The sequence below is a fragment of the Telluria sp. BA11 genome (assembly GCF_056680305.1).
In genome coordinates this window covers 2,359,538-2,384,645 of record NZ_CM155275.1, presented here as the reverse complement: position 1 = coordinate 2,384,645, position 25,108 = coordinate 2,359,538, and the positions used below count along the sequence as shown (strand labels likewise).

The 25,108-nt window shown below is 65.7% G+C and carries 17 protein-coding genes; 1 reads left to right on the top strand and 16 read right to left on the bottom strand.

The window, feature by feature from the left end; translation table 11 throughout:
- Position 1 precedes the first annotated feature (1 nt).
- The 12 genes from AC1MGT_RS10420 to AC1MGT_RS10365 form a co-directional block, all read right to left on the bottom strand.
- Positions 2-3,037 carry a glycosyl hydrolase family 28-related protein gene (locus tag AC1MGT_RS10420; RefSeq protein ID WP_499504107.1) on the bottom strand — a complete coding sequence of 1,012 codons (3,036 nt, stop codon included), beginning with the start codon at positions 3,035-3,037 and terminating at the stop codon, positions 2-4.
- A gap of 20 nt (positions 3,038-3,057) precedes the next feature.
- Positions 3,058-4,389 carry a gluconate:H+ symporter gene (locus AC1MGT_RS10415; RefSeq protein ID WP_499504106.1) on the bottom strand — a complete coding sequence of 444 codons (1,332 nt, stop codon included), beginning with the start codon at positions 4,387-4,389 and terminating at the stop codon, positions 3,058-3,060.
- A gap of 12 nt (positions 4,390-4,401) precedes the next feature.
- Complete coding sequence (locus tag AC1MGT_RS10410; protein ID WP_499504105.1) at positions 4,402-7,380, bottom strand: TonB-dependent receptor domain-containing protein; 2,979 nt, start codon at positions 7,378-7,380, stop codon at positions 4,402-4,404.
- 97 nt (positions 7,381-7,477) lie between these two features.
- A complete protein-coding gene (locus AC1MGT_RS10405; protein ID WP_499504104.1) occupies positions 7,478-7,993 on the bottom strand; it encodes a gluconokinase in 516 nt (171 codons plus the stop codon).
- A gap of 281 nt (positions 7,994-8,274) precedes the next feature.
- Positions 8,275-8,649: a monovalent cation/H(+) antiporter subunit G gene (mnhG, locus tag AC1MGT_RS10400; protein ID WP_499504103.1), complete on the bottom strand. Its 375-nt coding sequence runs from the start codon at positions 8,647-8,649 to the stop codon at positions 8,275-8,277.
- The gene (locus AC1MGT_RS10395) at positions 8,646-8,924 is read right to left on the bottom strand and encodes a K+/H+ antiporter subunit F (RefSeq protein ID WP_499504102.1); all 279 of its coding nucleotides are present in this window, start codon (positions 8,922-8,924) and stop codon (positions 8,646-8,648) included. Before AC1MGT_RS10395 ends, mnhG begins: the two co-directional genes overlap by 4 nt.
- Positions 8,908-9,426 carry a Na+/H+ antiporter subunit E gene (locus AC1MGT_RS10390; protein WP_499504101.1) on the bottom strand — a complete coding sequence of 173 codons (519 nt, stop codon included), beginning with the start codon at positions 9,424-9,426 and terminating at the stop codon, positions 8,908-8,910. The genes AC1MGT_RS10395 and AC1MGT_RS10390 overlap by 17 nt, the downstream gene beginning before the upstream one ends.
- Positions 9,423-11,105 (bottom strand): monovalent cation/H+ antiporter subunit D, encoded by a 1,683-nt coding sequence (locus AC1MGT_RS10385; RefSeq protein WP_499504100.1) that lies wholly within the window; start codon positions 11,103-11,105, stop codon positions 9,423-9,425. The genes AC1MGT_RS10390 and AC1MGT_RS10385 overlap by 4 nt, the downstream gene beginning before the upstream one ends.
- Entirely contained in the window at positions 11,102-11,446 is a 345-nt protein-coding gene (locus AC1MGT_RS10380; protein ID WP_499504099.1) for a Na+/H+ antiporter subunit C, read from the bottom strand. The genes AC1MGT_RS10385 and AC1MGT_RS10380 overlap by 4 nt, the downstream gene beginning before the upstream one ends.
- A complete protein-coding gene (locus AC1MGT_RS10375) occupies positions 11,446-14,361 on the bottom strand; it encodes a monovalent cation/H+ antiporter subunit A (RefSeq protein WP_499504098.1) in 2,916 nt (971 codons plus the stop codon). Before AC1MGT_RS10375 ends, AC1MGT_RS10380 begins: the two co-directional genes overlap by 1 nt.
- A gap of 5 nt (positions 14,362-14,366) precedes the next feature.
- Positions 14,367-14,648 carry a hypothetical protein gene (locus tag AC1MGT_RS10370; protein WP_499504097.1) on the bottom strand — a complete coding sequence of 94 codons (282 nt, stop codon included), beginning with the start codon at positions 14,646-14,648 and terminating at the stop codon, positions 14,367-14,369.
- A gap of 129 nt (positions 14,649-14,777) precedes the next feature.
- Positions 14,778-15,368: a hypothetical protein gene (locus tag AC1MGT_RS10365; RefSeq protein WP_499504096.1), complete on the bottom strand. Its 591-nt coding sequence runs from the start codon at positions 15,366-15,368 to the stop codon at positions 14,778-14,780.
- A 179-nt stretch (positions 15,369-15,547) separates the two neighbouring features.
- On the opposite strand from AC1MGT_RS10365, the gene AC1MGT_RS10360 reads away from it, so the two are divergent.
- Entirely contained in the window at positions 15,548-17,575 is a 2,028-nt protein-coding gene (locus AC1MGT_RS10360; RefSeq protein ID WP_499504095.1) for a hybrid sensor histidine kinase/response regulator, read from the top strand.
- Here AC1MGT_RS10360 and AC1MGT_RS10355 read toward each other — a convergent pair.
- The 4 genes from AC1MGT_RS10355 to AC1MGT_RS10340 form a co-directional block, all read right to left on the bottom strand.
- On the bottom strand, positions 17,551-19,728 hold the full coding sequence (locus tag AC1MGT_RS10355) for a heme-degrading domain-containing protein (protein WP_499504094.1): 2,178 nt from the start codon (positions 19,726-19,728) through the stop codon (positions 17,551-17,553). The genes AC1MGT_RS10360 and AC1MGT_RS10355 overlap by 25 nt on opposite strands.
- Complete coding sequence (locus tag AC1MGT_RS10350; RefSeq protein ID WP_499504093.1) at positions 19,725-21,065, bottom strand: MFS transporter; 1,341 nt, start codon at positions 21,063-21,065, stop codon at positions 19,725-19,727. The genes AC1MGT_RS10355 and AC1MGT_RS10350 overlap by 4 nt, the downstream gene beginning before the upstream one ends.
- Before the next feature lie 15 nt (positions 21,066-21,080).
- On the bottom strand, positions 21,081-22,424 hold the full coding sequence (locus AC1MGT_RS10345; RefSeq protein WP_499504092.1) for a GH1 family beta-glucosidase: 1,344 nt from the start codon (positions 22,422-22,424) through the stop codon (positions 21,081-21,083).
- 86 nt (positions 22,425-22,510) lie between these two features.
- Positions 22,511-24,934, bottom strand: coding sequence for a TonB-dependent receptor (locus tag AC1MGT_RS10340; protein ID WP_499504091.1), 2,424 nt, complete (start codon positions 24,932-24,934; stop codon positions 22,511-22,513).
- Between the last annotated feature and the right edge of the window lie 174 nt (positions 24,935-25,108).

Sequence of the window (25,108 nt, the reverse complement as noted above, 5' to 3'; positions counted from 1 at the left end):
CTCAGTTGATCTGCGTTGCGTACAGCGCGTGGTGGGTCAGGATGAACAGCGTGCGTTTGTTCGCGCCGCCAAACAGCAGTTGCAGCGGGCGCTCCGGCACGTCGATGCGTCCCTTTTGCTTGCCGTCCTTGCCGTAGATGAAGACCTGGCCGTTGGCCACGTACACGTCGCCATTCGGCGCGACTGCCGCGCCTTCGCCGCCGCGATTGGCCACGAGCTTAAGGTCAGTGATCCCGCCGCCGGCGCCCACCACGCCGCTGAAGGTGCGGTTTTCCGAGCCGTTGGTGAACACGACGCGGCCGCCCACCGGGGTCGTGACAAAACCGTGCGTCTGCAGCGAATCGGCCCAGCGCCAGCCCAGGTGGTCGGCCGCGCCCTGGCGCAGCACGCGGTAGGCCGGCAGTGCGAGGCTGCCGTCAGGCGACACGTATTCATTGGCTTTCGGGAGCGCCACGTCGCGCGCGAACATCTCGGCCAGCGTCGTGAATTCGTAGGTATCGGGATTGAGCTGGTCCTTGAATTCGCCGTTCTGCCAGAAGTTGACCGGCACCGCGATGCGGCCACCGTTGCGCGCGGCCACCGGGGTCGGCTGGATCATCGTCATGTCGAGGCCGGGCTTGCGCGGGTCGAACGCATACACGCTCGCCTGCGGGCCGTAGGACGACAGCACCATCAGGTTGCCGCTGCTGTCGATCGCCAGGTTGACCGGATCGAGCGGCGCATCGCGCACCACGACCAGACCTTCATCCTTGGTCCAGCTGAAGATGCGCTTCCAGTGACGGTCCACGAAGTACAGCTTGCCCTGCGCATCGACAACGCCGCCGGCGATCGAATAGAAGCCGCTTTCGAGCTTGTCGACCTTGCCCAGCGGCGCAGGCGCCTTGCGCTGCGCGCCGCTGTAGTCGAACACGGCGAACTCGCGTTCGCGCACATCGAGCTTGTTGGTCACGTCGCGGATCGCGTTCTCGTAGGCGAACTTGCTGGCGCGCAGATAGGTGGCGCAACCGGCGTCGTCGCAGCTGGCAAAGCCGCTCTCGCCGTTCACGTGCACGTTGCGAAAACGGATGTCGCTGGAATTGGTGACCAGGATTGCGGCCGGCATCGGCTTGTACGAACGCGTCACGCGGTAGCCGTGGTAGTTGGCAAACAGGATGTTCTTCGAGTTGCGGATCTCGACCGACACCGCGTCGGCCCCGTCACGCACTTCTTCCTCGGTCTGCGGCGCCAAAAATTCCCAGTTCTGCACCTTGTCCAGCACGATCTCGGCGCGGATGTGGTGCTCGGCCGAGAGTTCGTAGACCTTGCCGGGCGTCGTCGTATTGGTGACGTAGAAGCCGGCCTGCGCATAGCCGCTGGGCGACCAGATGCCCGAGAACGTACCACCACCGCCGTCGGTGACCCAGACGCTCGGATACTGGCGGTCCCAGTGTGCGGTGGTGTCGAATTTGGCGTCCTTCTTGTACGGGTCGGCGCGGCTGCCGTCGTACAGGCGCGTACCGTGACCGCCCTGAATGCGCACGTCGTCCACCAGCGATTGTTCGCCCGCGCGCCACAGCAAGGCCACGGCGCGGTTGTTGACTTCACCGGTGGCCAGGCCCAGGCCCGAGACGATGCCATCACCGCCACGTGCGCTTTCCAGGAGCGCCTTCGGGCTGCCGATGCCCTGGTACTGCGGCGAGCCATTCGGAATCACGAGTTGCGTCAGGCCCGGATGCAGCGCGATGAGTACCGTGTCCGGCTTCATGCGGATCGTGTCGTTGACGACGTAGAAGCCCAGCGGCAGGTACACCGTGCGCTTGCTGTCGATGGCTTTCTGGAGCGCTGCCGTATCGTCGGTACTGCCGTCGCCCTTCGCGCCGTAGTCGAGCACATTGGCCCAGTCAGTTGATGCGGGCAGCGCGCGCAGCGCGCGTGCTGGCGTCCCATTGGCCGGCAGCGCCGCTGTCTTGTAGTTGGTCGAGAACTGCCCCGGCTCGCCCATCTGTTTGATGAACAGGCCGTAGTTGAATTCCTTCACCAGATAGTCGCGGCCCTTGCCGGCCAGCGTCTTGCCACTGTCGCGAAAGCGCACGAACGTCGGCACGTTGCGCGCGCTGGCGTTTTCCATGCCGACCTGCGTGTAAACATTGTTCTCGTTGCTGACGATGAGCGCGGCGCGGCTGACGTTTTCGAAGCGCACGTCCTTGCCCCACAGCCAGTCGCCATAACCGCGGTTGATCTCCACGCCCACCGGCGTGTTGCGGATGTCGACATTGACCAGCGTGAGGCTGGCCTCATGCTCGCGGATCGCCGCATCGCGCTGGCCATCGAAGGTCGAATCGAGCAGCGTGAATTGCCAGGCGGGCGAGGTCTTCTCGCTCAGGATGCCGTAGCGGCCACCGTGAAAGCGCAGGTTGAAGGCCACGTTGCCCACCTGGTAGACGCCTGCCAGGCCCGAGCCGATATGAAAATCGATGTGGCTCAGGTTCGAGTGCTGCGCCGTGTGCATGCGCACGGCGGCGGCGGCCGGATTGCCGTCCTTGATCTCGAAGTCGACGTTCGACAGCGCCGAATAGAAGGTCGACGAGTTGGCGTTGCGCACCGCCTTGCCGTCTTCAGTGCTGAACGGGACGGCGCTCGGCACCGGCATCGGCACCTTGCCCACGCTGTACTGGTCGCCGCCGGTGAAGATCACCATGTTCGCGACACCCTTCTGGAAGCCGGGCGTATTCGCAGCCAGCACGAACACGGGACGCGTCGGGCCCACGCCATACACGCGCACCGCCAGCGGAATCAGGATCGAGCGCGTGACGCGATAGCGGCCCGACGGCAGGAACACGACGCCGCCCTGGCCGCCGTTGGCCGCGCTGTTGATCGCCGCCTGCAGCGCGGCGCTGTCGTCGGTGACGCCGTCGCCGGTAGCGCGCACGACGATCGCGCGCGGGTCGACCGGCATGGCAGGGTAGGCAGAGAGGGAAGCAGCGCCGGAAGAGACACTGGCGGCCAGCAGCAGCAAGAAGGCCAGTGCACGGGGAAGATCGAACAGCCTTGTCATCATGGTGGTTTCCTTGAAACGGATCACAGCAATAAAAGTTGGGACAGCAGCAGGACGAACAGCAGGCCGAAGACACCGACCAGCGTTTCCATCAGCGTCCAGGAGCGGAACGTGTCCTGCAGCGACAGGCCAAAATATTCCTTGAACATCCAGAAGCCGGAGTCGTTGACGTGGCTGCACATCAGGCTTCCGGCGCCGATGGCCAGCACCATCAGGTTCGGGTCGACGCCCGAACTCTGGACGAGCGGGGCGACGATGCCGCCGGCCGTCACGCCGGCCACGGTGGCAGAACCAAGACAGATGCGGATCACGGTCGCCACCAGCCAGCCCAGCACCAGCGGAGACACCGGCAAGCCCGAAAGCAGCGCGCCGAGGTCCGCGCTGACGCCCGATTCGACCAGCACCTGCTTGAGCGCGCCGGCGCCGGCGATGATCAGGAGGATCGGTGCGATCTCGCGCATCGCCTCGGCCGGGCCCTGCATCACGGTAACGAACGAGCGGCCCTGCGCCAGGCCGAGCGAGACGATTGCCACCGCATACGACACGAGCATCACGACCAGCGGATTGGCAAAGAACGCCAGCACGCCATTGAGGTCAGGCCGCGCCATCGTCAGCAGCGTCGTCGCACCCAGCAGCAGCACCGGCAGCAGCGCGGTGGCGAAGCTGTTGAACGCGCCGGGCAGCGCCGCAATCGGCGCCTGCTGGCTCTCCTGGAAGATGGCGGCCGGTTTGGCCTGGATGCGCGTGAGCGTCATGGCAAACACCGGCCCGGCGATGATCAGGGTCGGCACCGCCACCAGGATCCCGTACAGGAGCGTGGTGCCCATGTCGGCGTGGATCGCTGCCACCAGCGCCACCGGCGACGGGTGCGGCGGCAGGAAGCCGTGCGCGATCGACAGGCCCGCCAGCAGCGGGATTGCCAGCGCCACGGCCGGGCGCCCCGAGCTGTAGACGAGCGAGAAGATCAGCGGCACCAGCAGCACGAAGCCGACGTTGTAGTACAGCGGGATGCCGACCACGAAGCCGGTGATCGTCAAGGCGATCGGCAGGCGGCGCGGCCCCAGCGCATCGACCAGGCAGGTGGCGATGCGGCGCGCCGCACCACTGTCGGCGATCAGTTTGCCGAACACGGCGCCCAGGCAGATGATCACCACCAGGGAGCCAAGCAGGTCGCCGATGCCTTTTTCGATGGCGCCGGGGATGCGCGCCAGCGGCACCCCCAGCAGCAGCGCCGCCAGCAGCAGCGCCGCCAGCAGCGACGCCGCCACGAAGGCCAGCAGGGGCTGAACCTTGCCCCACGCGATCAAGAGCGTGAGCAGGCCCACCGCCAGCAGTACCGATACGATATCGAGCATGCCGCCGGCCGGTCAGAAGCCGTAGCGCAGGCCGGCCCGGTACGTGCGACCGACCACGTCATACAGTGCCGGGTTGATGCCGTAGCTGGCGTTGGTCTGCGGTGCCGGTTCCGGATCCTTGTCGGCCAGGTTGTCGATCTTGAAGTAGAGCTGCAACTGCTTGGACACGTTGTAGCTGCCGCCCAGGTCGAAGTAGGTCGCGCCCTTCATCCGGTTGTTGTAGATGGTCGGGTGGATCAGCGTCGACACCGGGCAACCGGTCTGGCACTCGATGAAGTCGTTGCGGTAGGTGCCGTCGCTGACCCAGCGTTCGGTCAGCGTCAGACTGAGCTTGTCGTGCTCCCAGGTTTGCTGCGCCAGCACTTTCCACTTCGGCGTGTTGCTCATGTTCGAGCCGGCGGCGTCCACCGGGATCGTGCCGACCACGCCCGTATCGGTGATGAAGTGCAGGTTGCGCGTGCCCAGCGCGCGGAACGTGAAGCGTCCTGGCAGGTTCACTCGTTCGAGTCCTGTTCTGTACGAGGTCTCGATATCGAAGCCCTTCGTGTGCAGCGAAGCCAGGTTGAAGTTCTGCACCGTGACGTAGTTGTTGCCCGGGTTGTTGAGCACCATGGCCGAGCAGATTTCCTGGTTGCCGGCCACGCACAGGTCGACTTCCTGCTGGATCGTCAGCGCCGCGATCACGCCCTTGACCTTGATGTCGAAGTAGTCGAGCGACACCGAGAAGCCGGGCGCCCACGTTGGCTGGCTCAGGACGATGCCGAACGAATTGTTGCGGGCGATCTCGGGCCGCAGCGCCGTGTTGCCGACGGTGCGCTCCTGCACGCTGATCGTGTTGCCCTGGTACTGCACCACGTTGTTGACCACCACCGGCGCGGCATACAGCTCGCTCAGGTTCGGTGCGCGCACGTCCTTCGACGTCACGCCGCGCAGGCGCAGGCCGTCGACCGGCGTTTGCCAGGTCGCGCCCATCTTCCAGCTGCCCACGCTGCCGGCGGTGCTGTACTTGGTTTCGCGGTCGGCCAGGTTCAGGTTCGCTTCGCCCCAGGTGGCCGATTTCAGCAGCGGGATATTCAGCTCCACGTAGGCTTCACGGACGTTGTAGCTGCCGTCGCCGTTGTGGAAGTTACCGGCGTACCAGTTGTTGCCGACCGTGGTGTCGAGCAGCGGGTCGACCGGATACATGGCGTTGTTCGGCGAGGCGGGCGTGACGCCGTTGCCGTAGGCATCGCCGCGTACGCGGTACTTCTCGCGCCGGTATTCGGCGCCCGTGGCCACCGACACCGGACCGGCCCAGCCTTCGAACAATTCGCCATTGATGTTGAAGCTGCCGACGTCCTGACTTTGCGTGGTGCGCTGGCGCGGGCCGTTTTCTGGCGCGATATAGGCCCAGGCGGCTGGATCCACCGCGTTGTTGCCGATGATGTTGAGCGGCACGCAGCCCGATGCGGCGGCCACCGGATTACGGCACACGATCTGGCCGTTCGGCGCCCGCACGGCGTCGATCGCGGCGTTGTAACGGCGGTTGATCGTCATGTTGTTCGCATCGAGATTGGTCTTGTTCTCGCCATGCGTGATGTAGGCGTCATACCCCCACGACTTGCCGAACAGGTCGAACCGGCCTTCGGCGCCGATGACGAAGCGGCGCTGGGTGCGGGTCGGCTGCACATCGATGTTTTCGGGGAAGATCGCGTTCGCCGTGCCGTACTGGAAGCTCGTGATGTTGTTCTGCGCGCAGGCGGCCAGGATCGACGCCGGCAGGAACGGGTTCGAGCACTGGATGGTCAGATTGGCGTTCTTGGCCGCGCCCGGGTTGGGCGAGAAGCGCGAGGCGACCTGACCGTAGTTGGCGGTGAAGTAGACCTGGTTGTCCGCATCGAGGTCGTACGAGACGCGGGTGTAGGCTACCTGGCGCTTGAAGTTCATGGCCAGGTTGGTGCCCGAGCCCACGCTGCCGCTCAAGTCGCCGCCGATGCAGAACGGATTGACGCAGCCGGTGACGGCGCCCGTGCCGGTCGGCCGGCCATTGGAGCCATACTGGAACTGGTACGGCACGCCGCCGTCGCCGAATGCGGTGCCCTGCAGCGGGCCGTTCGTGATCAGGCCGTATTTCGAGTACTGGTACTGCTGCGCGTTCGAGATCACGCGGTATTGCGGCAGGCCGTCACCGGTCTGGTTCAATGGGCGCACCGAATACGCCGGGTTCTGGTACCAGGTGCGGCCGTTCGGGCCCATGCCGCCGATGCCGGGCGATTCGATCCCGTTTTCTTTCGTGAATTCGCCGCTGGCCGTCACGTGCAGGCGGTTGTCGAGGAAGGCCCGGCCCCAGGCGGCTTGCACCGTGGCGCCGCGGTCGTCGTCGTACTTGGTCTGGCCCAGCTGGACGTTGGACTTGAAGCCGGTGAAGGTTTTATCGGTGACGAAGTTGACGACGCCGCCCACGGCATCCGAGCCGTACGACGCCGAGGCGCCGCCGGTGACCACGTCGACGCGCTTGACCAGCAGTTGCGGGAACTGGCTCACGTCGGTCACGCCCGTGACGTTGGCGCCGACGACGCGCTGGCCGTCGAGCAGCGTCAGGGTCCGGATCGTGCCCAGGCCGCGCAGGCTCAGGGAGCTCAGGCCCTGGATGCCGCTGCTGGTGCTGTTGGTGCTGGTCGTGCGGCCCGTGCTGCCCTGCAGCGCCGGCAGTTCGGTCAGCGTGTTGAACAGGTTCGGCTTGGCCGCCTTTTCGAGGTCGGCGGCGCTCAGGCTCGTGGTGGGCGTCGGCTGCGAGAAGCCACGGGCGGCGATGCGCGAGCCCGAGATGCGCACCACGGACGTGGAAGCCGGTTCTGCCGCTGCCGGCGTGGCCTCCGGCGCGCTCGCCTCGGGTGTGATGTCGGTGGCAGGCTCGGTTTGCGCTTGCTGGGCGTGGGCGGCGGCGCCGACCATCCAGCAGGCGCTGGCCACGGCCAGGCTGATGAGAGTGCGTTGAACGGGTGTGCGCATGATGGTTGTCTCCTCGATGCTCGTTGGTTGAAAGCGCGCCGCCTCTATGGGTGGGTGGCTGCGCCTGCTGGCAAATCGGTAAGGGCTGCGCTGATGGTCAGGCGCTGGCCGTGATGCTTTCGATCAGCGCCTGCGGCGCCAGCGTGATGTCGAGGGTCAGGCCGGCTTCGTCGGGCTGCAGCGGCTCGAGGATCCGCAGCTGGCTCTCGAGCAGCGACGGCGGCATGTAGTGGCCGGGGCGGCTTGTCATGCGCGTGGCGATCAGCTCGCGCGGGCCGGCCAGGTGGACAAAGCGCAGCGCCGGATCGGCGTCACGCAGCAGGTCGCGGTAGCGCCGCTTCAGCGATGAGCAGGACAGCACCAGGCCATGACCCTGTTCACGCGCGGCGCGGATTTCGCCGGCCAGACTGGCAAGCCAGCCGGCGCGGTCGTCGTCGTCGAGCGGGATGCCGGCGCTCATCTTGCTGACGTTGGCGGGCGGATGATAGGCATCGCCTTCGAGGAACGGGACGCCATCATGGGCGGCCAGCATGGCCCCCACCGTGCTTTTGCCCGATCCGCTGACACCCATGACAACCCAGCGCAGGGCCGGGGATGTGCTGCTTGCCGACATCGTATCTCCTCAATTCGTTAGCGCTAACATCGCGCTTTTTTTCAGTGTTGTCGAGGTGATGAAATTTGTAAACCAGATATCAATGTTGCAACGCAGTGTGTTCTGATGGGATTTGCGGCGTTCCTGGACAGGAACAGTGGGTGGAAACGCGCTCTCGGCTCAGCGTTATGGAGCGTAAGTTGATAGCGCTATCATTGCTGCATCGCGCCATCCGGTGGACAGCGCTGTTGTATTTACTCAACGTCAGAGCATGGCGGGGCGCTCATCCGGCCCTGATGTGCCTACTTTTCATCCACGATCGAGTACACATCGCCTGCCGTTGCCCCGGCATCGGCCCTGCGTGCCCGCAGGTCGCGATAGACGGCGGCGCGCATGATCATCATCGACACCACGGGCGCCGTGAGCAGGACGAACAGGGTGATGATGATCTCGTGCACGACGGGCCGTGAGCGGGCCACGGTAAAGTAGAGCATCGAGGCGAGCAGCAGGCTGCCGGCGCCGAGCGAGACCGTGATCGCCGGGCCGTGGATGCGCTGGTAAAAGGTGCGCAGGCGCACCAGGCCCAGGGCCCCGATCAGCACGATGCTCGCACCCACGATCAGCAGCAGCGAGACAATGAGTGCAGCCCAGCCAGGAAGTTGTGCAATGCCGTTCATTCGATAATCTCCCCACGCATCAAAAACTTGGCGATTGCGATGGTCGAGACAAAACCGATCAGCGCGATGAGCATCGCCACTTCAAAATACACCTGGGTTCCGAAGCGGATGCCCAGCACCAGCGCGAGCAGCATCCCGCAAATCCACAGCGTGTCGAGCGCCAGCACGCGGTCGTGGGCCGAGGGCCCGATCAGCAGCCGCACAAAGCACAGCAGCATCGCCGCCAGCGTGCAGACGAGGGCATAGCCGATCGACAGTTCAAGCAGGGTCGCCATGGGGGCCTTTCTTCTCGAAGATTTCAATCAGGGGCTGCTCGTAGCGGGTGGTGATGGTCTCGACCCACCAGGCCGCATCATGCAGGTCGAACACATGCAGGATCAGCTCGTGACTCTCCGGATCGAGTTCGGTCCACACTGTCCCCGGCGTGATGTTGATGAGGCACGACAGCGCGGCCAGGCCGTATTCATTGCGCATCGTCAGCGGCACCCGGATGAACTGGGCTTTCAGGTTGGCGTAGTCGTTGAACACGATCACCCGGCTCACGTTGATGCACGAGCGCACCACCTCGATCAGTGCCGAGCTCAACAGGCGAAGGGCGACTATCGGCGAGCGCAGGCGCGGGTAACCGAGCGGGTTGAGGTGCCGGGTCAGGATCGGGACGACAATGCCGAGCAGAAGCCCGAGCAGGATGTGGCCGGGGTAGAGCGTCTGGTTCAGCAGCAGCCACAGGCCGCACAGCAGGAGCGAGACGATTGGGTGGGGGAGCCAGCGTTTCATGGCGCCTCCGGGGTCAGGTTGACCGGCGGCGCCGGCGAGGTGGCCGGCCCGGGCAGGGACGGTTCGGACAGAATCCGGCCGATATAGGTTGCCGGATGATGCAGGTCATCGCTGGCGCGCGCGAGGTAGCCAAACAGTGCATTGGCCTGCACCGTCATCCCGGCCGCCAGCGCCAGCAGGAACATGATCGGCACGACTTCGGTACGGTGCAGCTTGGGCGCCTCGAGTATGCCGCTGGCCCAGAACGTGCGTACGCCAAAGCGCATCATCGAGATCACCGAGATCAGGCCTGACAGCACGATCAGCACGATCAGTGCCCAGCCGGCAGTGGGAATCGATGCCGGCATCGTCATGACGCCGGGGGCGCTGGTGGCCACGACCTGCGGATGGAGTACCGCATGGAACATGCCGAATTTGGCAATGAAGCCAGGCAGTGGTGGCAGCCCGGCGATCATCAGCGCGCAGGCGGTAAAGGCCAGCGACAGGAAGGCCATCACGGCCGGCACGCCGCGCCCGACCGGTTCGTCCGGCGTATCCTCGACCGCGTAGGCTTCCATGGTCAGCGCCAGCATTGCCGAGCGCGGGGTGCGGATGCGGTCGATCAGTTCGATCAGAAGCAGGAATGCAGCCACCGCGAGCGTCGAGCCGATCAGGTAGTAGAGCCCGGCCGTGACCAGGTTCGGCAGGCCATAGCCGATCACCGCCAGCAGGGTGCCGGACGAGACGGTCGCTGCATAACCCGCGATGCGCCCGGCGTTGTCGGTCGAGAGCATGCCGGCTGCGCCGAACACGATGGTTGCCATGCCGCCGTAGAGCAGCGCGTCCTGGCCGAAGCCTGCCGCAGCGCCCGCGTCGTCCGAAAAGATCAGCAGCCACAGGCGCAGCACCACATACGCGCCGACCTTGGTCATCAGCACCAGCATCGCCGCCACCGGGGGCGAGGCCGCCGCGTAGGTGGTCGGCAGCCAGAAGCCCAGTGGCCACATGGCGCCCTTGGTCAGGAAGGTCAGCGCCATCAGCGTGACGCCGATTTTGAACAGCGCCAGGTCGTCGCCCGCCAGCTGCGGCACGCGTGCTGCCACATCGGCCATGTTCAGGGTGCCGGTGGTCGCGTAGATCAGGGCGATGCCGAGCAAGAACAGCAGGGCGGCGGCCAGGTTGATGGCGATGTACTGCATGCTGGCGCGGATACGCTCGGCGTTATATCCATGCAGCACGAGACCATACGAAGCCGCCAGCATGACTTCGAAGAACACGAACAGGTTGAACAGGTCGTGGGTCAGGAAGGCACCGTTGATCCCCATGAGCAGGAACTGGAACAAGGTATGGAAGTGCACGCCGATCCGGCCCCAGCGCAGCTTGGTGAAGTGCAGCGCGGCCAGGCCCAGCACGGCGGTCAGCAACAGCATGATGCTGCTCAGGCGGTCGGCCAGCAGGGCGATGCCGAACGGCGCGCTCCAGTTGGCGGCCAGGTAGATACCCATGCCGTCCTGCCACACGCCGCCGTCGGTCATGTGGATCAGCGCCAGCGCATTGGCCACCAGGCCGAGGATCGAGGCGTAGCTGAGCCAGAACTTCAGGCGGTGCCAGCCCTGCGTGAGCGGAGCCAGTGCGGCGCCGACCAGCAGCGGCAGTATTACCGGCACCAGGATCAGGTGCTGGGTCCAGGGCAGACTCATAACTCGGGCTCCTTGCCGTCAACGTGGTCGGTGCCGGTCAGGCCGCGCGAACCGATCATCACCACCAGATACAGGGCGGTAGTGGCAAAGCCGATCACGATCGCCGTCAGGACCAGCGCCTGCGGCAGCGGATCGGCCATGATGGCCGGATTGGGCAGGGTGCCAGCCGGCGTGAGCGGCGGCGCATTGAGCCACAAGCGGCCCATCGAGAAGATGAACAGGTTGACGGCGTACGACATGAGCATCAGGCCGCACAGCACCTGGAAGCTGCGCGGACGCAGGACGAGCCAGATACCAGAGGCGAACACGATGCCGATGGCAAGCGACAGAACAAGCTCCATCAGAGGATCTCCTTGGCAGGTGGGATGGTGGCGCGCGTGGCGTCAGCCGCCAGGCGGTGGCTGCGCAGCGACTGGTGGGCCAGCGCGACGAGGATGAGCATGGTGGAACCGACGACGACCAAAAATACGCCCAGGTCGAACATGAACGCGCTCGGTGCGTGCAGTTCGCCCAGCAGGGGCAGGTCGAGGTGGGCCGTATGGCTGGTCAGGAACGGATAGCCGAGGAACCAGGCGCCGATGCCGGTAAAGCAGGCGCAGAACAGGCCCCAGGAGATCCAGCGGTGCGGGCGCAGGCGCAGGTGCGATTCAACCCAGTCGGTGCCGGCAACCATGTACTGCACGATCAGCGCGGTGGCAAAAATCAGGCCCGCCACGAAACCACCGCCGGGCAGGTTGTGGCCGCGCATGAAGAAATAGGCCGCCATCACGCCCATCACCGGCAGCAACAGGCGCAGGTAGACGGCCGGGATCATCAGGTAGCCGCTGCGTGCCTGTACGGCCGGCGCCTGGTCCTTGGTCGGATCGACGTCGCTGGCCTGCTGCACGGGAATCGCAATGGACTCGGGGGCGGGGCGGAAGCGGCGCAGCAGCGCATACACGGTCAGCGCGACAGCCGCCAGCACGGTCACCTCGCCCATCGTGTCGAAGCCGCGGAAGTCGACCAGCAGCACATTGACCACGTTCGAGCCGCCGCCTTCCGTGAGCGCGCGCAGTACGAAGAATTCGCCAATGGACGGTGGCGGGGCGCGCATCAGTACCGCATAGCTGGCCGCAGCGATACCCAGGCCGCCGCCGACGGCGATCAGGCCGTCACGCGAGCGCCGGAACCAGGTGCTTGGCGGCGCTTTCGTGAGTTTGAGTACCTTCGGTACCAGGCGCGGCGGCAGCCAGCGCAGGCCAAGCAGGATCAGCACCGTGGTCACGGTTTCGACCATCAGCTGGGTCAGCGCCAGGTCGGGCGCCGACAGCCACACAAAGGTGAGTGCGGTGACGATGCCGGTGCCGCCGACCATGCTCAGGGCAGCCAGGCGGTGGTACTTGGCCTTGTAGGCGGCGCCCGCGGCGCAGCCGGCGCCGATCAGCCACAGGGCGGCGAACAGCGGTTCGATCTGGCCCAGGTTCACGGCGGGCAGGCCGGGCCACGGATCGACCAGCAGCAGCGGCACGACGATCATGAGTGTCATCATGACCAGGAGCTGCGGCTGCAGGCGGCGGGTGGCGGTCCAGTGAATCAGCCAGTTGGCGCCCAGCGTCAATGCCAGCATCGTGTTCTCGTAGGCTTGTGCGCCTTTCAGACGGTGCAAGACCGGAACACGCGTGCGTTCGCGCAGATCGTGGCGGCGCAGCAGCACCCAGTACAGCAGGGCGCCCAGCACCAGGGCCGCGCCACTCATTCCGAGCGCCAGGTTGAAGCCGTGCCAGATCGCCAGATCGTAGGCCGGCATGGCCGCGCCCAGCACGGAGCTCGAGGCCACGGCCAGGATGTCGCCCACCACGCGCTCGGGCATCACGCCCACGGCGATGCACAGCACCACCAGGCACTCGACCGGGAAGCGCATCCAGCGCACCGGCTCATGCGGCTCCTGCGGCAGGTCCTTGGCCAGCTGGCCGAAGAACACGCTGATGAAGCGCAGCGAATAGGCCACGCTGAAGATACCCATGGCCACGGCCGCATACGACATCTTCCAGTCTTCGGTGCCGCCCACGTGGGCGGTCTCGGCAAAGAACATCTCTTTCGAGAGGAAGCCGTTGAGCAGCGGCACGCCGGCCATCGAGGCCGACGCCACGATGGCCAGCGCGGCGGTAACAGGCATCGCACGGCGCAGCCCGCGCAGCACGCGCATGTCGCGGGTGCCGGTTTCATGGTCGATGATGCCCACAGCCATGAACAGCGACGCCTTGAAGATCGCGTGGTTCATGACGTGGAAAATCGCCGCCACCACCGACAGCGGCGAGCCGATGCCGAGCAACACCGTGATCAGGCCCAGGTGGCTGATGGTCGAATAGGCCAGCAAGCCTTTCATGTCGCTCTTGAAGATCGCGAACAGGGAGCCGAGCAGAAGCGTGATGACGCCGGCTCCGCCGATCAGCCAGGTCCATTCGGCCGTGCCGCCCAGCGCCGGGAACAGGCGAATCAGCAGGAACACGCCGGCCTTGACCATGGTGGCCGAGTGCAGGTAAGCCGAGACGGGCGTCGGCGCGGCCATCGCATGGGGCAGCCAGAAGTGGAACGGGAACTGCGCGCTCTTGGTCAGTGCGCCCAGTGCCACCAGCACCAGGGCCGGCAGGTACAGGTCGTGCGCGCGGATCTGGTCGCCGGCGGCGAGCACCGCATCGAGCTCGTAGCTGCCGACGATGTGGCCAAGGACCAGCACGCCGGTGAGCAGGCACAGGCCGCCAGCGGTGGTGACGGTGAACGCCATGCGCGCGCCGCGGCGGGCGTCGTTGCTGTCTTGCCAGTAGCCGATCAGCAGGAAGGACGTGAGGCTGGTGAGTTCCCAGAACACCACCAGCTGGATCAGGTTGCCGGACAGGACCACGCCCATCATCGAGCCCATGAAGGCGAGCATGTAGGCATAGAAGCGCGCCACCGGATCGCGCTTGGACATGTAGTAGCGCGCGTACAGGATCACCAGCAGGCCAATGCCGAGCACCATGATCGAGAATAGCCAGGCCAGGCCGTCCATCCGCATGATGAAGTCCAGGCCGAACAGCGGCAGCCATTCGTAGCGCGTCAGCACCATCTGGCCGGCGCCGAGTTCGTCGAATCTGGAAATGGCAATGAGCAGCGCTGCCAGGGTGAACACGCCGGCGACGGCGGCGGGCCGGTTGCGCGACCCGATGGGCAGGCAGGCGGAAACGAATGCGCCGGCGAAAGGAAGGAGGACGAGGAGGATCAGTGGCAGTGAGGTCATCGACATCATCCTTCGGGGCAGTGCGACATGTAACGGCGCGCACACAGGCGCAGGGCAATTTGAGGGTGATTCATGGTGTTCTCCGGCGCGCGCGTGCGTACTGCATGCGCCGCGCCATGGGCGTGCGTCGCGGGTGCCACAGGTACGTTGCGCACCATCGTGGTCATCGGCGAGAGTGATTGTTGGTCGGCTGGGCGCCAGATGGCATCCGGCAGCCTGGCAAAGCAGGCATGCAGATAGTTGGCAAGCAACGATCCGGGGGGCGTAGTTGGGCTGAATTCTGGCATGCGCCGCCTCGTGAAATACTTCTCGGAATGCGACACTCTACCGTAGTTGACGACCTGACTACAACGCGTTCGTCGTTTATTTCGATTTTACTGCTGATAACTTCGGGTGCAGCGCAGCATTATCCGGCTTCAGGCAGTGATATTCAGCACCGGTTCGGCGGCTTCATCGACGCCATACGTGGCGCGCACTTCGGCGGTCAGCGCGTCCTGTGGCGCGGTTTCTTTTGCCGCCGCCGCCTTCGTCGCGGCGGCCGCTTCGGCCTGCTGGCGCAGCCTGGTGTCGTAGGCAGCCTGTTCGTCGTCGCTGACGGTCTTGTCCGAATCGGTGTCGGCCTCGGCAACGTAATCGTTGGTCGTGGCCGATGTGGTGGATGTGGCCGATGATGCGGCGGCGGCAGGTGCGCCGCCGGTCGGGGCGACGGCCGCTGCGGTTTCGGTGGCTGCTTCGCTGTCCGTGGCCGTACCGCTGTCGGTACTGGCCTCAGTACTGGCTTCATCAACGGCGCGCTGCACGCGCGACGCATCGGCCTGGGCGTTCAACTGGTCGCCCAGGCGCGCGCTGGCGGCCGATTCGGCGCTCTGGGTCGGCGCGGGAGCGTTGTCCTGATCGTCGGTCGTGGTGACCACGGCGGGGGTGGCAACCGTCGGGTCCGGATTGTTCCGGGCGGCCGGTGCCTGGGTTGCCTGGGTTGGGGTGCTGCTGCTGATGCTGGAAACCATGATGTCTGTCCTGTGGCGAGTCGTCTCTTTTTAACGGCCGCGCACCTGGCATGCAACAGGGGAGCAAATGTAAAGCGGCGTAAAGCCGGCTTGCAGGTGGTTGTCCGTGCTCGATGCGAGGGCTGGTACGATGTCGGGCTCGTCCCGGTGACTATCTGCGGGGGCGCTTCGAACAACCCATGCGATTCATGATGACGTTTCCCGTTTCCCGCGCCATCCCGGCTGGCGCTGCCATTGCCTGCCTGCTGATTGCGGCTGCGACGCTCGCAGGCTGGGCATGGCACGCGCCATTCCTGATCGGCGCGGCGCCCGGCCAGCCGCAAATGTACCCTTACAGTGCGCTCGGCTTCGCGTGCGCCGCTGTCAGCCTGCTGCTGATGCTGCGAGCGGCGCCGGCTGCTGCGCGGGCGAGCCACGTGCCGGCGCTGCTGGTCCTGGCGCTTGGTCTGGCTGGCGTGACGATGCGCCTTGCCGGTTGGGCGCCGGCGCCGCTGTCGCTCGGACTGGGCGCTGCGGGGAACGCGTGGAGCCTGCCGGCGCCGCTCACGGTGGGGCTGTTCGTTGTACTGGGCATCAGCCTGAACCTGATCGGCGGGCGCCGCACCGTGGGCCTGGCGCAGGCGCTCGCTGCCGGCGTCGCGCTGTTTTCGCTGCTGACACTGGCGGGCTTCGCCGCCGAAGACACCTTTTTGTACCAGCTGCTGCCGGGGCGCGGCACGTCGCTGCGTACCGCGCTGGCCTTCGTGCTTGTCAGTGCTGCCATCCTGTTGCTGCGCCCGGACCAGGGCATGGTCGTCGCGCTGACCGGCGCCAGCACCGGCGGCCGCACGCTGCGCCAGCTGGTGCTGCCGCTGGTGCTGGCGCCGGTCGTGCTGGGCATGATCGCCACCGGCGCAGTGCGCTCGGCCAATCGCGACATCGACCTGACCACGATGATCTGGCTGTTCGTCTGGGGCCAGCTGGTGATCCTGATCGCGGTGGTGTGGCGCTTTGCCTGGCAGTTGTACCGCCAGGAAGTCACGCGCACCCTGACCGAGCGCGAACGCAACGAGGCGCTGCAGGCGCTGCACCTGGCGGCCGAGCGCAAGAACGAATTTTTGGCGATGCTGGCGCACGAGCTGCGCAATCCGCTGGCGCCGATCAGCACCGCCGCCCGCCTGCTCAAGAGCGTGTATGCGACCGATCCGGGCCAGGTGCGGCGCACCAGCGAAATCATCACGCGCCAGGTCGAGCACATGGTTCATCTGGTGGACGATCTGCTGGACGTCTCGCGCGTCACGCGCGGCATGATCGAACTCGATCGCGCGCCGCTCGATTTGCGTCAGCTGGTGACGGCGGCGCTGGAACAGGTGCAGCCGCTGATCGAGCTGAAACGCCACAGTCTGCGCACCGAGCTGCCCGCAACCCCCGTGCCGGTGGACGGCGACGCCAAGCGCCTGATCCAGGTGCTGGCAAATCTGATCAACAATGCGGCGAAATACACGCCCGAACGTGGCAGCCTGGTGGTGTCGCTGCGTGTGACGGGCGCCGTCGCCGTGCTGACGGTGCAGGACAACGGCATGGGCATTCCGCCTGCGCTGCTGCCTGACGTGTTTGGCCTGTTCACCCAAGCGCAGCGCACCCCCGATCGGGCCCAGGGCGGTCTGGGCGTCGGGCTGGCGCTGGTAAAGAATCTGGTGGAGCTGCATGGCGGCCAGGTGCGCGCCGACAGCGCCGGGCCGGGCCGGGGCAGCACGTTCACGGTCATCCTGCCGCGCAGCAGCGACCAGGCCGCGCCGCCCGCCGCGGCACCAGCTGTTGAACATGCGCAGCGCAGTGCGGCCCGCCATGTCCTGGTGGTGGACGACAATGCCGATGCCGCGACCTCGCTGGCGCTGCTGCTCGAAGCAGATGGCCACCGGGTGCAGGTCGAACACGCGTCGCGCGTGGCCCTGCAGTGGATTCTGGGAGCGCAGCCGGACGCCTGCATCCTCGACGTCGGCCTGCCCGAGATGGATGGGCGCGAGCTGGCGCGGCGCATCAAGGCGGACATGGGCGCCGCCGCGCCGTTGCTGATCGCGCTGACCGGTTACGGCAGCGATGCCGACCGCCAGGCGGCGGCCCAGGCCGGGTTTGACCACTACCTGGTCAAGCCGGCCGACATGCGCCAGCTCACGTCACTGCTGGCGGGGATGAAAACCCGTCAGGGCGAGGCGGGCTTCAGATAGTCCTTCAGCGCCGCGACCACCAGCGCATGGTCGTCCGGCCCCGGCAGCCCGGACACAGTCACCGTGCCGACCACGCCCTGGCCGCGCACGATCACGGGGAAGGCCCCGCCGTGGGCCGCATAGTCGCGCATGTTCAGGCCCGGCAGCGCATCATGGTCGCCCCCGCCCTGGCGCACTTCGTTGTGGGTATAGAACGAGCTGTGGCCGGTGCGTCCGACCAGGTTGTTCTTGCGGCGGATCCAGTCGGCGTGATCGGGCGACGCCCCTGGCATCGCCTGTTTGAACAGCACGGTGTCGCCACGCGTGACCTGGATCGTCACCGTCTTGCGTTCGCGCTCGGCGCGCGCGACCAGCTGCGCACCGACGGCGCGCGCGGTGGCATCGTCGAAGCGGTCGAATTGCAGTTGCTGTTCTTCGCGCAGCAGCGCGGCAAGCGAGACGGTGGCAGTGTCGGTCATGGCATGGGGCGTGAGTGCGGACAGCGCCGCGGTCACGTACACCAGCGGCGCGTTCCAGTTGATGGCGACCTCGTTGGCGGCGTAGCTGCATGCGTGGTCGAGATAGGACAGCGCCGGCAGCTTGCTCGGATACGGCGGGCAGTCCTTGGCGTCCTGCTGGCCCGGATTGGGGCCGCCGGCCAGCCAGCCCGGTACCGGGCTGGCCACGCCGTCGGCCATCGATGGCCGGTGGTGCGGATGCATGACCGGGCGCGCGCCGAAGCCCGTGACGAACGTGTAGCCGGTGGCGTTGCGGCCCAATACGTAGTCAAGGCTCGACTGCGCCGCCTGCAGGTAGGCAGGCGTGCCGTTGATGCGATAGGCCTGCAGCAGCATCATGCCCTGGTTCAGGATTACCGCATTGCTGCCCCAGACGATGTCTTTTGATGCCAGCGGTACCCGGTAGCCGCCATCGGCATGTTTCGCGAGCTGGCTGGCCAGCGCGTCGATGCGGCGTTCGATCAGGGCGCGGTCGATGCCGGGCTTCAGGCGGGCGCGGTGGTGCGCCAGCGACGTCCAGCCCAGCGCGGCCACATCGCTCCAGGCCGGCGTGCTCAAGGCAGCATCACGGCGCATGAAGGCCTGCGCATAGTTATTCTGCCCGGTCGCGATGAACAGTTCGGCCGCTGCCCAGGCGAATTCGTCGGCCAGCTGCGCGTCGCCGTATTCGCCGGTGACGACATCCTTCGGGTTCTTGAAGACGACGTTCGGATGCGCCTCGGCCCAGCGCCACGCAGCCTGCGCCGCCGCCAGCATGCGCTGCGACAGGCCCGGCCACTTCGCCTCGTACGGCGCCAGCACGCGGCTGGCGGTGGCCATCGTGGCGGCGAAATCGAGCGCCGCTGCCGTGCTCTTGGCCACCACGTAGCGCGGGGTGGTGGACGCCGCGTGCGGCATCACGATCCCGTCGAAGCGCAGGTTGGTGAGCTTGTGGTACACGCCGCCATCGGCCGGGTCCTGCATCGTCAGCAGCCAGTCGAGGTTCCACAGCGCCTCGTCGAGGATGTCGGGCACGCCATTGCCGGATTCGGGAATGCCGATGTCGCGCTTGAAGACATCGGGGAAGTGCTCGAGCGCGGCCAGCAGCGTGTAGGTCGAGATGCCCGAGTTGACCACATATTTGTTATAGTCGCCGGCGTCGTACCAGCCCTTGGGACTGGCGATGACCGTGCCTTGCGAGCGCGCTTTGGATGCCGCCGACGCGTGCACCAGCACCTTGTCGTCCGGATGGCCCCCCGGTCGCGCCCACGCGCCGGCAAACTGTGGCGTGAGGTCAATCGCACTGCGGTTGAAGTAGAACGCCTTCAGGGCCGCGTCGCCCAGCGCGCGGTAGCCGTCCTGGGCGACCGTGAACGGATCGGAGACCAGGCTGCCCACGCGGACGCGGTAGGCGCCGGCCTGCGTCAATGCGCTGAAGTCGGCCACGCGCACGGTCTCGCCCGACGGCGCCCAGCGGCTCGCCGCGCCCAGCGCGCCGTCCAGCACGACCTTGCCGTCAGCGTCGACGACCTCGAACCGGTTCGCACCTGGCGCCTGCGGGATGACGGCCAGCTTGTGCGATTGCGGCAGAAAGCCCACCGCATTGACCTTGATCTCTGCAGATCCGGCGCTGGCAGCAAGCGTCAGCAGCGCCGTGGCGAGCACGGTGCGCTTCATGCCGGCACCGTCTTGGCATCCGTGCCGACGCCCGCCGCCGGCGTGCTGCCGTCATCGTGATAGAACGGCGCGTACCAGGTGGCGATGAACGACGGGATGGTCGCGACCATCACCAGGCCGAAGTAGGCGACGTACCCCATCATCTCCTGCAGGTGGCCGCTGATGACGCCCGTGACCATGCCGCACAGGCCCATGAGGCCCGTGCCGAACGCATAGTGCGTGGTCGTGTACTTGCCCGGTGCGAGCTGCTGCATCAGGTAGATCATGAAGCCGACCGCGCCGAAGCCGAAGAAGAACTTTTCGATGGCCACGCCCAGCGTGATCAGGACCAGGCTCGATGGGGTGTAGATGCTCATGACCAGGAAGGCGACGTTCGGGATGTTGATCGCGCAGCACAGCACGAACAGCGTCGACTTCAGGCCGCGCTTGGCGACATACAGGCCGCCCAGCAGCGAGCCGACCAGCACCGCGGCCAGGCCGTAGGTGCCGTAAATCAGGCCCAGCATTTCGTTGGACAGACCCAGGCCCCCTTTCGAGGCCGGGTCGACCATGAAGAACGGGCCGATCTTTTCCAGCAGGCCGACGCTGAAGCGAAACAGGAATGCGAACGCGATCATGCGCCATACGCCGCGCTTCTGGAACAACGTGACGAAGGCGTCGACCAAAATGCGGCCGGCATCCTTCGCGCTCGATGGCGTGTCGGCGGCGCGCGCGCCATCGGGCATGAAGCGCCAGTGCCACAGCGCCATCAGAAGCGTCAGGCCACCGACGAGCAGAAAGATGATGCGCCAGGCGTCGATCCAGTCCGGGCCGAACACGCCCGGATCATGGCCGAACACATGGGTGTGCAGGTAGCCGCTCAGGTAGACCATGCCGCCGGCAGCGACGATTGGCCCGATATTCCACGACAGGCTTTGGATGCCGCAGTACAGCGACTGCGCGCGCGCGTCGAGCGACGTGACGTACACACCGTCGCTGGCGATGTCCTGCGTCGCGCCGATGAACGACAGCGCAAAGAAGATCGCCATCAAAAACGTCATGTAGCCGGGCAGTTCCATCAGCAGCGCCACGCCGGCAAAGCCGGCGCCGATGGCGAGCTGCGAGCACAACACAAAGAACTTCTTGGTGCGGTACATCTCGACGAACGGCGCGAACAGCGGCTTGACCGTATAGGCCAGGATCAGGAGGCTCGAATACTGGGCCGCGCGGCCGTTGTCCATGCCCAGATTCTTGAACATGATGGCGGTGACGCTGGTGAGCATCACGTAGCCGAGCGCCATCGTGAAGTAGCCGGTCGGGACCCACAGCAGCGGTGATACGGTTTTGGCAGGGCGCATGATCGATCCGGTTGATCAAGCCTTGATGCGGCTGGCGATGAATTCGCGGTACCACAGCGCGCTGTCCTTCAGCGTGCGCTGCTGGTTCGCATAGTCCACGTGCACGATGCCGAAGCGCTTGGCGTAGCCCGAATTCCACTCGAAGTTGTCGAGCAGGCTCCAGAGGAAGTAGCCGCGCACGTCGACGCCCGCATCCATCGCGTCCTTGAGCGCGGCCAGGTGGCTGCGCACGTAGGCGATGCGCGCCGTATCATGCACGCGGCCGTTTTCCAGCACGTCCGGATTGGCCATGCCGTTTTCGGTAATGTATACCGGCGGCAGGTCGGGATACTCGGCCTTCAGTTTGAGCAGCAGTTCGGACAGGCCTTCGGGGAAGATTTCCCAGCCCATGTCGGTCACGCCGTGGCGCGCCGGCGCCGGCACGGGCGGGGTGCTGGCGCTGCACCACGAGCGGAAGTAATAGTTCGAGCCGAGGAAGTCGATCTTCTGGTGGATGATGGCCAGGTCGCCGTCAGCAACGACGGGGGCGTTCTCGCCATGGCCACGCAGCGCCAGTTCCGGGTAGCGGCCCTTGAAGATCGGGTCCATGAACCACTGCACCGAGCGTGCGTACTCGAATTCGGCCATGTCGCGGTCGGCCTGCGAATCGGTGGCCGGATCGGCGGTCCACTGGTTCAATACGATGCCCAGCTGCGCGCTGCTGCCGACTTCGCGCATGGCGCTCATGGCCAGGCCGTGCGACAGCAGCAGGTGGTGCGAGACCTGGATCGATTGCTTCAGGTCGGCCACGCCGGGCGCGAACTGTGCATTGCCGTAACCCAGGTTGGCCGTGCACCACGGCTCGTTGTGGGTGGCGATTGCCTCGATCCGGTTACCGAAGCGGCGCGCGATCTCGCGCGCGTAGTCGGCGAAGCGGTAGGCGGTCTCGCGATTGAGCCAGCCGCCATCATCCTGCAGGCCTTGCGGCAGGTCCCAGTGGTACAGGGTCGCGTGCGCGCGGATGCCTTTGCTTTCCAGTTCGGTCAGCAGGCGGTCATAGAAATCGAAGCCCGCTTCGTTCCAGGCGCCCTTGCCATCCGGCTGCACGCGCGCCCAGGCGAACGAGAAGCGGTAGGCGTCCACGCCGATCGAGGCCATGATGCCGACGTCTTCCTGGTAGCGGTGATAGTGGTCGCAAGCGACGATGCCGTCGCTGCCATCCTTGATATTGTTCTGGTCCAGGCAGAAGGTATCCCAGATCGACGGCCCCTTGCCATCGACGGCGGCAGCGCCCTCGATCTGGAAGGAACTGGTGGCCACGCCCCAGGTGAAGTCGGAAGGAAAATTATTGCGGAAGTCGAAGTCGGGGCTGTTGGTCATGGAACTCTCGGATCACTGCTGGGGCAGATTCAGGTCAAACAAAAAAAGCAGCGCGCCCACCGGGCGCGCTTGCCATGCTTCAGCTTTTAGAAATCAAAGCCGGTATTCACGCCAACCGTACGTGGTGGCTTGTACTGCGCCAGCCAAGGGCCGAAGCCGTTGAAGGCGCTGGTCTTGATCTTCTTGTCGCCGACGTTGCGCACGAAGGCGTCGACCCACCATTTGTCCTTCGCGTAGCGCAGGCCAAGGTCGGCGCTGGCGTAGGCTTTCTGGCGGTCTTCCGGACCCAGGTCGAACACGCTCAGGCTGACTTCATCCTCGTAGCGCGCCGTGATGCGCGGCACCAGGGTAGCACCATCGGCCAGGCGGAACGTGTGCTGGTACTGCACCGTGGTCGAGAACTTCGGTGCGTGTGGCAGCTTGTGGCCGCTCACGTCCAGACAGGTCTCGATGCGGGTGTCGACCGTGCACGGTGGCAGCGCATAATCGTTCGAGCCGGCGACCAGGTGACCCAGCTTGGTGTCGAGCACGGCCAGTGCGATCGACAGGCGGCCGTCTTTCGCGATACGGGCGGCGATCTCGGTTTCCAGACCCATGACCTTGGCGCCATCGGCGTTCTCGATGGCCAGGCCACGGCTGCCGTCGGAGAAGCTGACCGGCGAATTGAACTGGAAGTCCTTGAAGTCCATGTAGAACAGCGCGTTGTTGATACGCAGTGCGCCATCCATGAAGGTGCTCTTCGACCCGATCTCGAAGTTGGTCAGCGTCTCTGGCTGGTACGGCAAGCCGCGATCCTGCACGCCGCCCGCCTTGTAGCCGGTCGACACGCTCGCATACACCATATTGCTGCGGTCGATGTCATAGTTCACGCGCACCAGGCCGGTGGCTTTGTTGTCGCTGTAGCGGCCATCGTTCGGTACGCCGGACTGGTAGCCATTGACCGGATCGCGCGGATCGATCTGCGGATTGAGCGGCAGTTGTGGCGCGCTGGCGTCGTACGCCCAGGTGTAGCCGCGGCCGCCGATGTGAACGCGCTTGTCGTGGGTGTAGCGCACGCCGCCGGTCAGGTGCCAGGCGTCGGTGATGTTCCACGTGGCCTGGCCGAAGACGGCCGAGTTTTCCACGGTCTGGTCAGGCTGGATGAACGAACCCTGCCATGCCACGGTGCCATCTTCGGTGCCGTTCATGCCGCCGATGTCGAAGCGGATATTGTTCTTTTCCTTGCCGTAGTAGGCGCCGACCTGCCAGTCGATGGCGCGCGTGCCGACCGACTGCAGCAGGACTTCGTGGCTATAGCTGCGGTAGTTGGAGTCGGTCGTGGTGTGTTCCTGGAACTTGCCGCCCGAGATGATCGAGGTCGGGACGATCGTGCCGCCGTCCTGATCGAAGCGCATGTCGCCGCTGTACTTGGACCAGCCAGCCACGTATTGCAGCGCGAGGTCGGGGCTGATGTCCCAGCTCAGGCGGCTGCGCACGTTGTCGCTGTCACGGTTGACCCATGGCGACGAGTCGGACAGGGTTGACCAGTGGTCCTGGCCCGCACGCGGCGTCTGCATCAGGTTGGCGCTTGGGGTACCGCGGTCGATGAATTTTTCGTAGGCGATGTTCCAGCGCAGGTTCGGCGCCAGATGCCACAGCAGCGACATGCGCGCTGCAGTCTGGTCCTGGGCGCTGTACTTGTCGCCGCCAGAGACGTAGTTGTTTGGATTGATCGGGCGGAAACCGGCAGCGGCGCCGCCGGCGGCCAGGTAGGCAGCGCGCTGTTGCGCGATCGACGGGTTCGGGAATTGCTGGTAATCGACATAGCCATCATGACGCTCGTGCACGACGGCAAAGCGCAGTGCTGCCGTTTCGGACAGCGGCACATTGACCGCGCCGCGCGTGCCGATGCGGTTGTAGTCGCCGATACCGCCTTCCACGTAGCCCGAGCGGCTGTTCAGCTCTGGCTTGACGGTCTGGATATTGACGGCGCCGACGGTGGAGTTGCGGCCCCACAGCGTGCCTTGCGGGCCGCGCAGCACTTCGATGCCTTCGACGTCGAACAGCAGGGCAGTGGCGCCTTCGGCGCGCGGCGAATACACGTTGTCGACGAACGAAGCGACTTCAGGATCGGCGTACTCGGTCTTGGCGCTGTCGTTGCCGATGCCGCGCAGCGTCATCGTGGTCACGCCGTGGTCACCCTGGGCCGTGGCCTGGAAGCCCGGGACCAGTGCGACGACGTCGAGCAGGGTCTGGACATGGTTGTCGGCCAGCGTGGCGGCGGTCAGCGCGGTGACGGCGATCGGGGTGCGCTGCAGCGAGGTCGAGCGCTTGGTGGCGGTCACGACCACTTCGGCGATACGGCCGTTGTCGACGACTGCTGCCGGGGTGGCGGCGGCAGGCGACGCCGGATCGGCAGCCGATTGGGCCTGCGCCGTGCCGATGCTGGCGAGCAGCGTCAGGATGGCCAGGCGGATAGGGGCGGACGAGGGCGTACGGACCCCTGCCAGTTGGGGCGTCATGGTTGTCATGCTTGTCTCCGATATAGTTTTATGGATGCTGCTTGCGTTAGGACTGATAAGAAATCGGTTTCATCAATCTTGAAAACGGTTTCATAGTAATTTCAACGGTAAAAAAATGTCAATTAGTATTTATGATAGGGAGTAGCGGGTTTGTTGCAGGTCAACGACGGATTGTTTATGAAA

What these genes read in the sequence shown, in the direction of transcription:
- AC1MGT_RS10410 (WP_499504105.1), bottom strand. Translation starts at nt 7,380, where the DNA reads ATGCGCACACCCGTTCAACGCACTCTCATCAGCCTGGCCGTGGCCAGC.
- AC1MGT_RS10385 (WP_499504100.1), bottom strand. Translation starts at nt 11,105, where the DNA reads ATGAGTCTGCCCTGGACCCAGCACCTGATCCTGGTGCCGGTAATACTG.
- AC1MGT_RS10390 (WP_499504101.1), bottom strand. Translation starts at nt 9,426, where the DNA reads ATGAAACGCTGGCTCCCCCACCCAATCGTCTCGCTCCTGCTGTGCGGC.
- AC1MGT_RS10375 (WP_499504098.1), bottom strand. Translation starts at nt 14,361, where the DNA reads ATGACCTCACTGCCACTGATCCTCCTCGTCCTCCTTCCTTTCGCCGGC.
- AC1MGT_RS10355 (WP_499504094.1), bottom strand. Translation starts at nt 19,728, where the DNA reads ATGAAGCGCACCGTGCTCGCCACGGCGCTGCTGACGCTTGCTGCCAGC.
- AC1MGT_RS10365 (WP_499504096.1), bottom strand. Translation starts at nt 15,368, where the DNA reads ATGGTTTCCAGCATCAGCAGCAGCACCCCAACCCAGGCAACCCAGGCA.
- AC1MGT_RS10405 (WP_499504104.1), bottom strand. Translation starts at nt 7,993, where the DNA reads ATGTCGGCAAGCAGCACATCCCCGGCCCTGCGCTGGGTTGTCATGGGT.
- AC1MGT_RS10350 (WP_499504093.1), bottom strand. Translation starts at nt 21,065, where the DNA reads ATGCGCCCTGCCAAAACCGTATCACCGCTGCTGTGGGTCCCGACCGGC.
- AC1MGT_RS10380 (WP_499504099.1), bottom strand. Translation starts at nt 11,446, where the DNA reads ATGGAGCTTGTTCTGTCGCTTGCCATCGGCATCGTGTTCGCCTCTGGT.
- mnhG (WP_499504103.1), bottom strand. Translation starts at nt 8,649, where the DNA reads ATGAACGGCATTGCACAACTTCCTGGCTGGGCTGCACTCATTGTCTCG.
- AC1MGT_RS10395 (WP_499504102.1), bottom strand. Translation starts at nt 8,924, where the DNA reads ATGGCGACCCTGCTTGAACTGTCGATCGGCTATGCCCTCGTCTGCACG.
- AC1MGT_RS10340 (WP_499504091.1), bottom strand. Translation starts at nt 24,934, where the DNA reads ATGACAACCATGACGCCCCAACTGGCAGGGGTCCGTACGCCCTCGTCC.
- AC1MGT_RS10415 (WP_499504106.1), bottom strand. Translation starts at nt 4,389, where the DNA reads ATGCTCGATATCGTATCGGTACTGCTGGCGGTGGGCCTGCTCACGCTC.
- AC1MGT_RS10420 (WP_499504107.1), bottom strand. Translation starts at nt 3,037, where the DNA reads ATGATGACAAGGCTGTTCGATCTTCCCCGTGCACTGGCCTTCTTGCTG.
- AC1MGT_RS10345 (WP_499504092.1), bottom strand. Translation starts at nt 22,424, where the DNA reads ATGACCAACAGCCCCGACTTCGACTTCCGCAATAATTTTCCTTCCGAC.
- AC1MGT_RS10360 (WP_499504095.1), top strand. Translation starts at nt 15,548, where the DNA reads ATGCGATTCATGATGACGTTTCCCGTTTCCCGCGCCATCCCGGCTGGC.
- AC1MGT_RS10370 (WP_499504097.1), bottom strand. Translation starts at nt 14,648, where the DNA reads ATGCCAGAATTCAGCCCAACTACGCCCCCCGGATCGTTGCTTGCCAAC.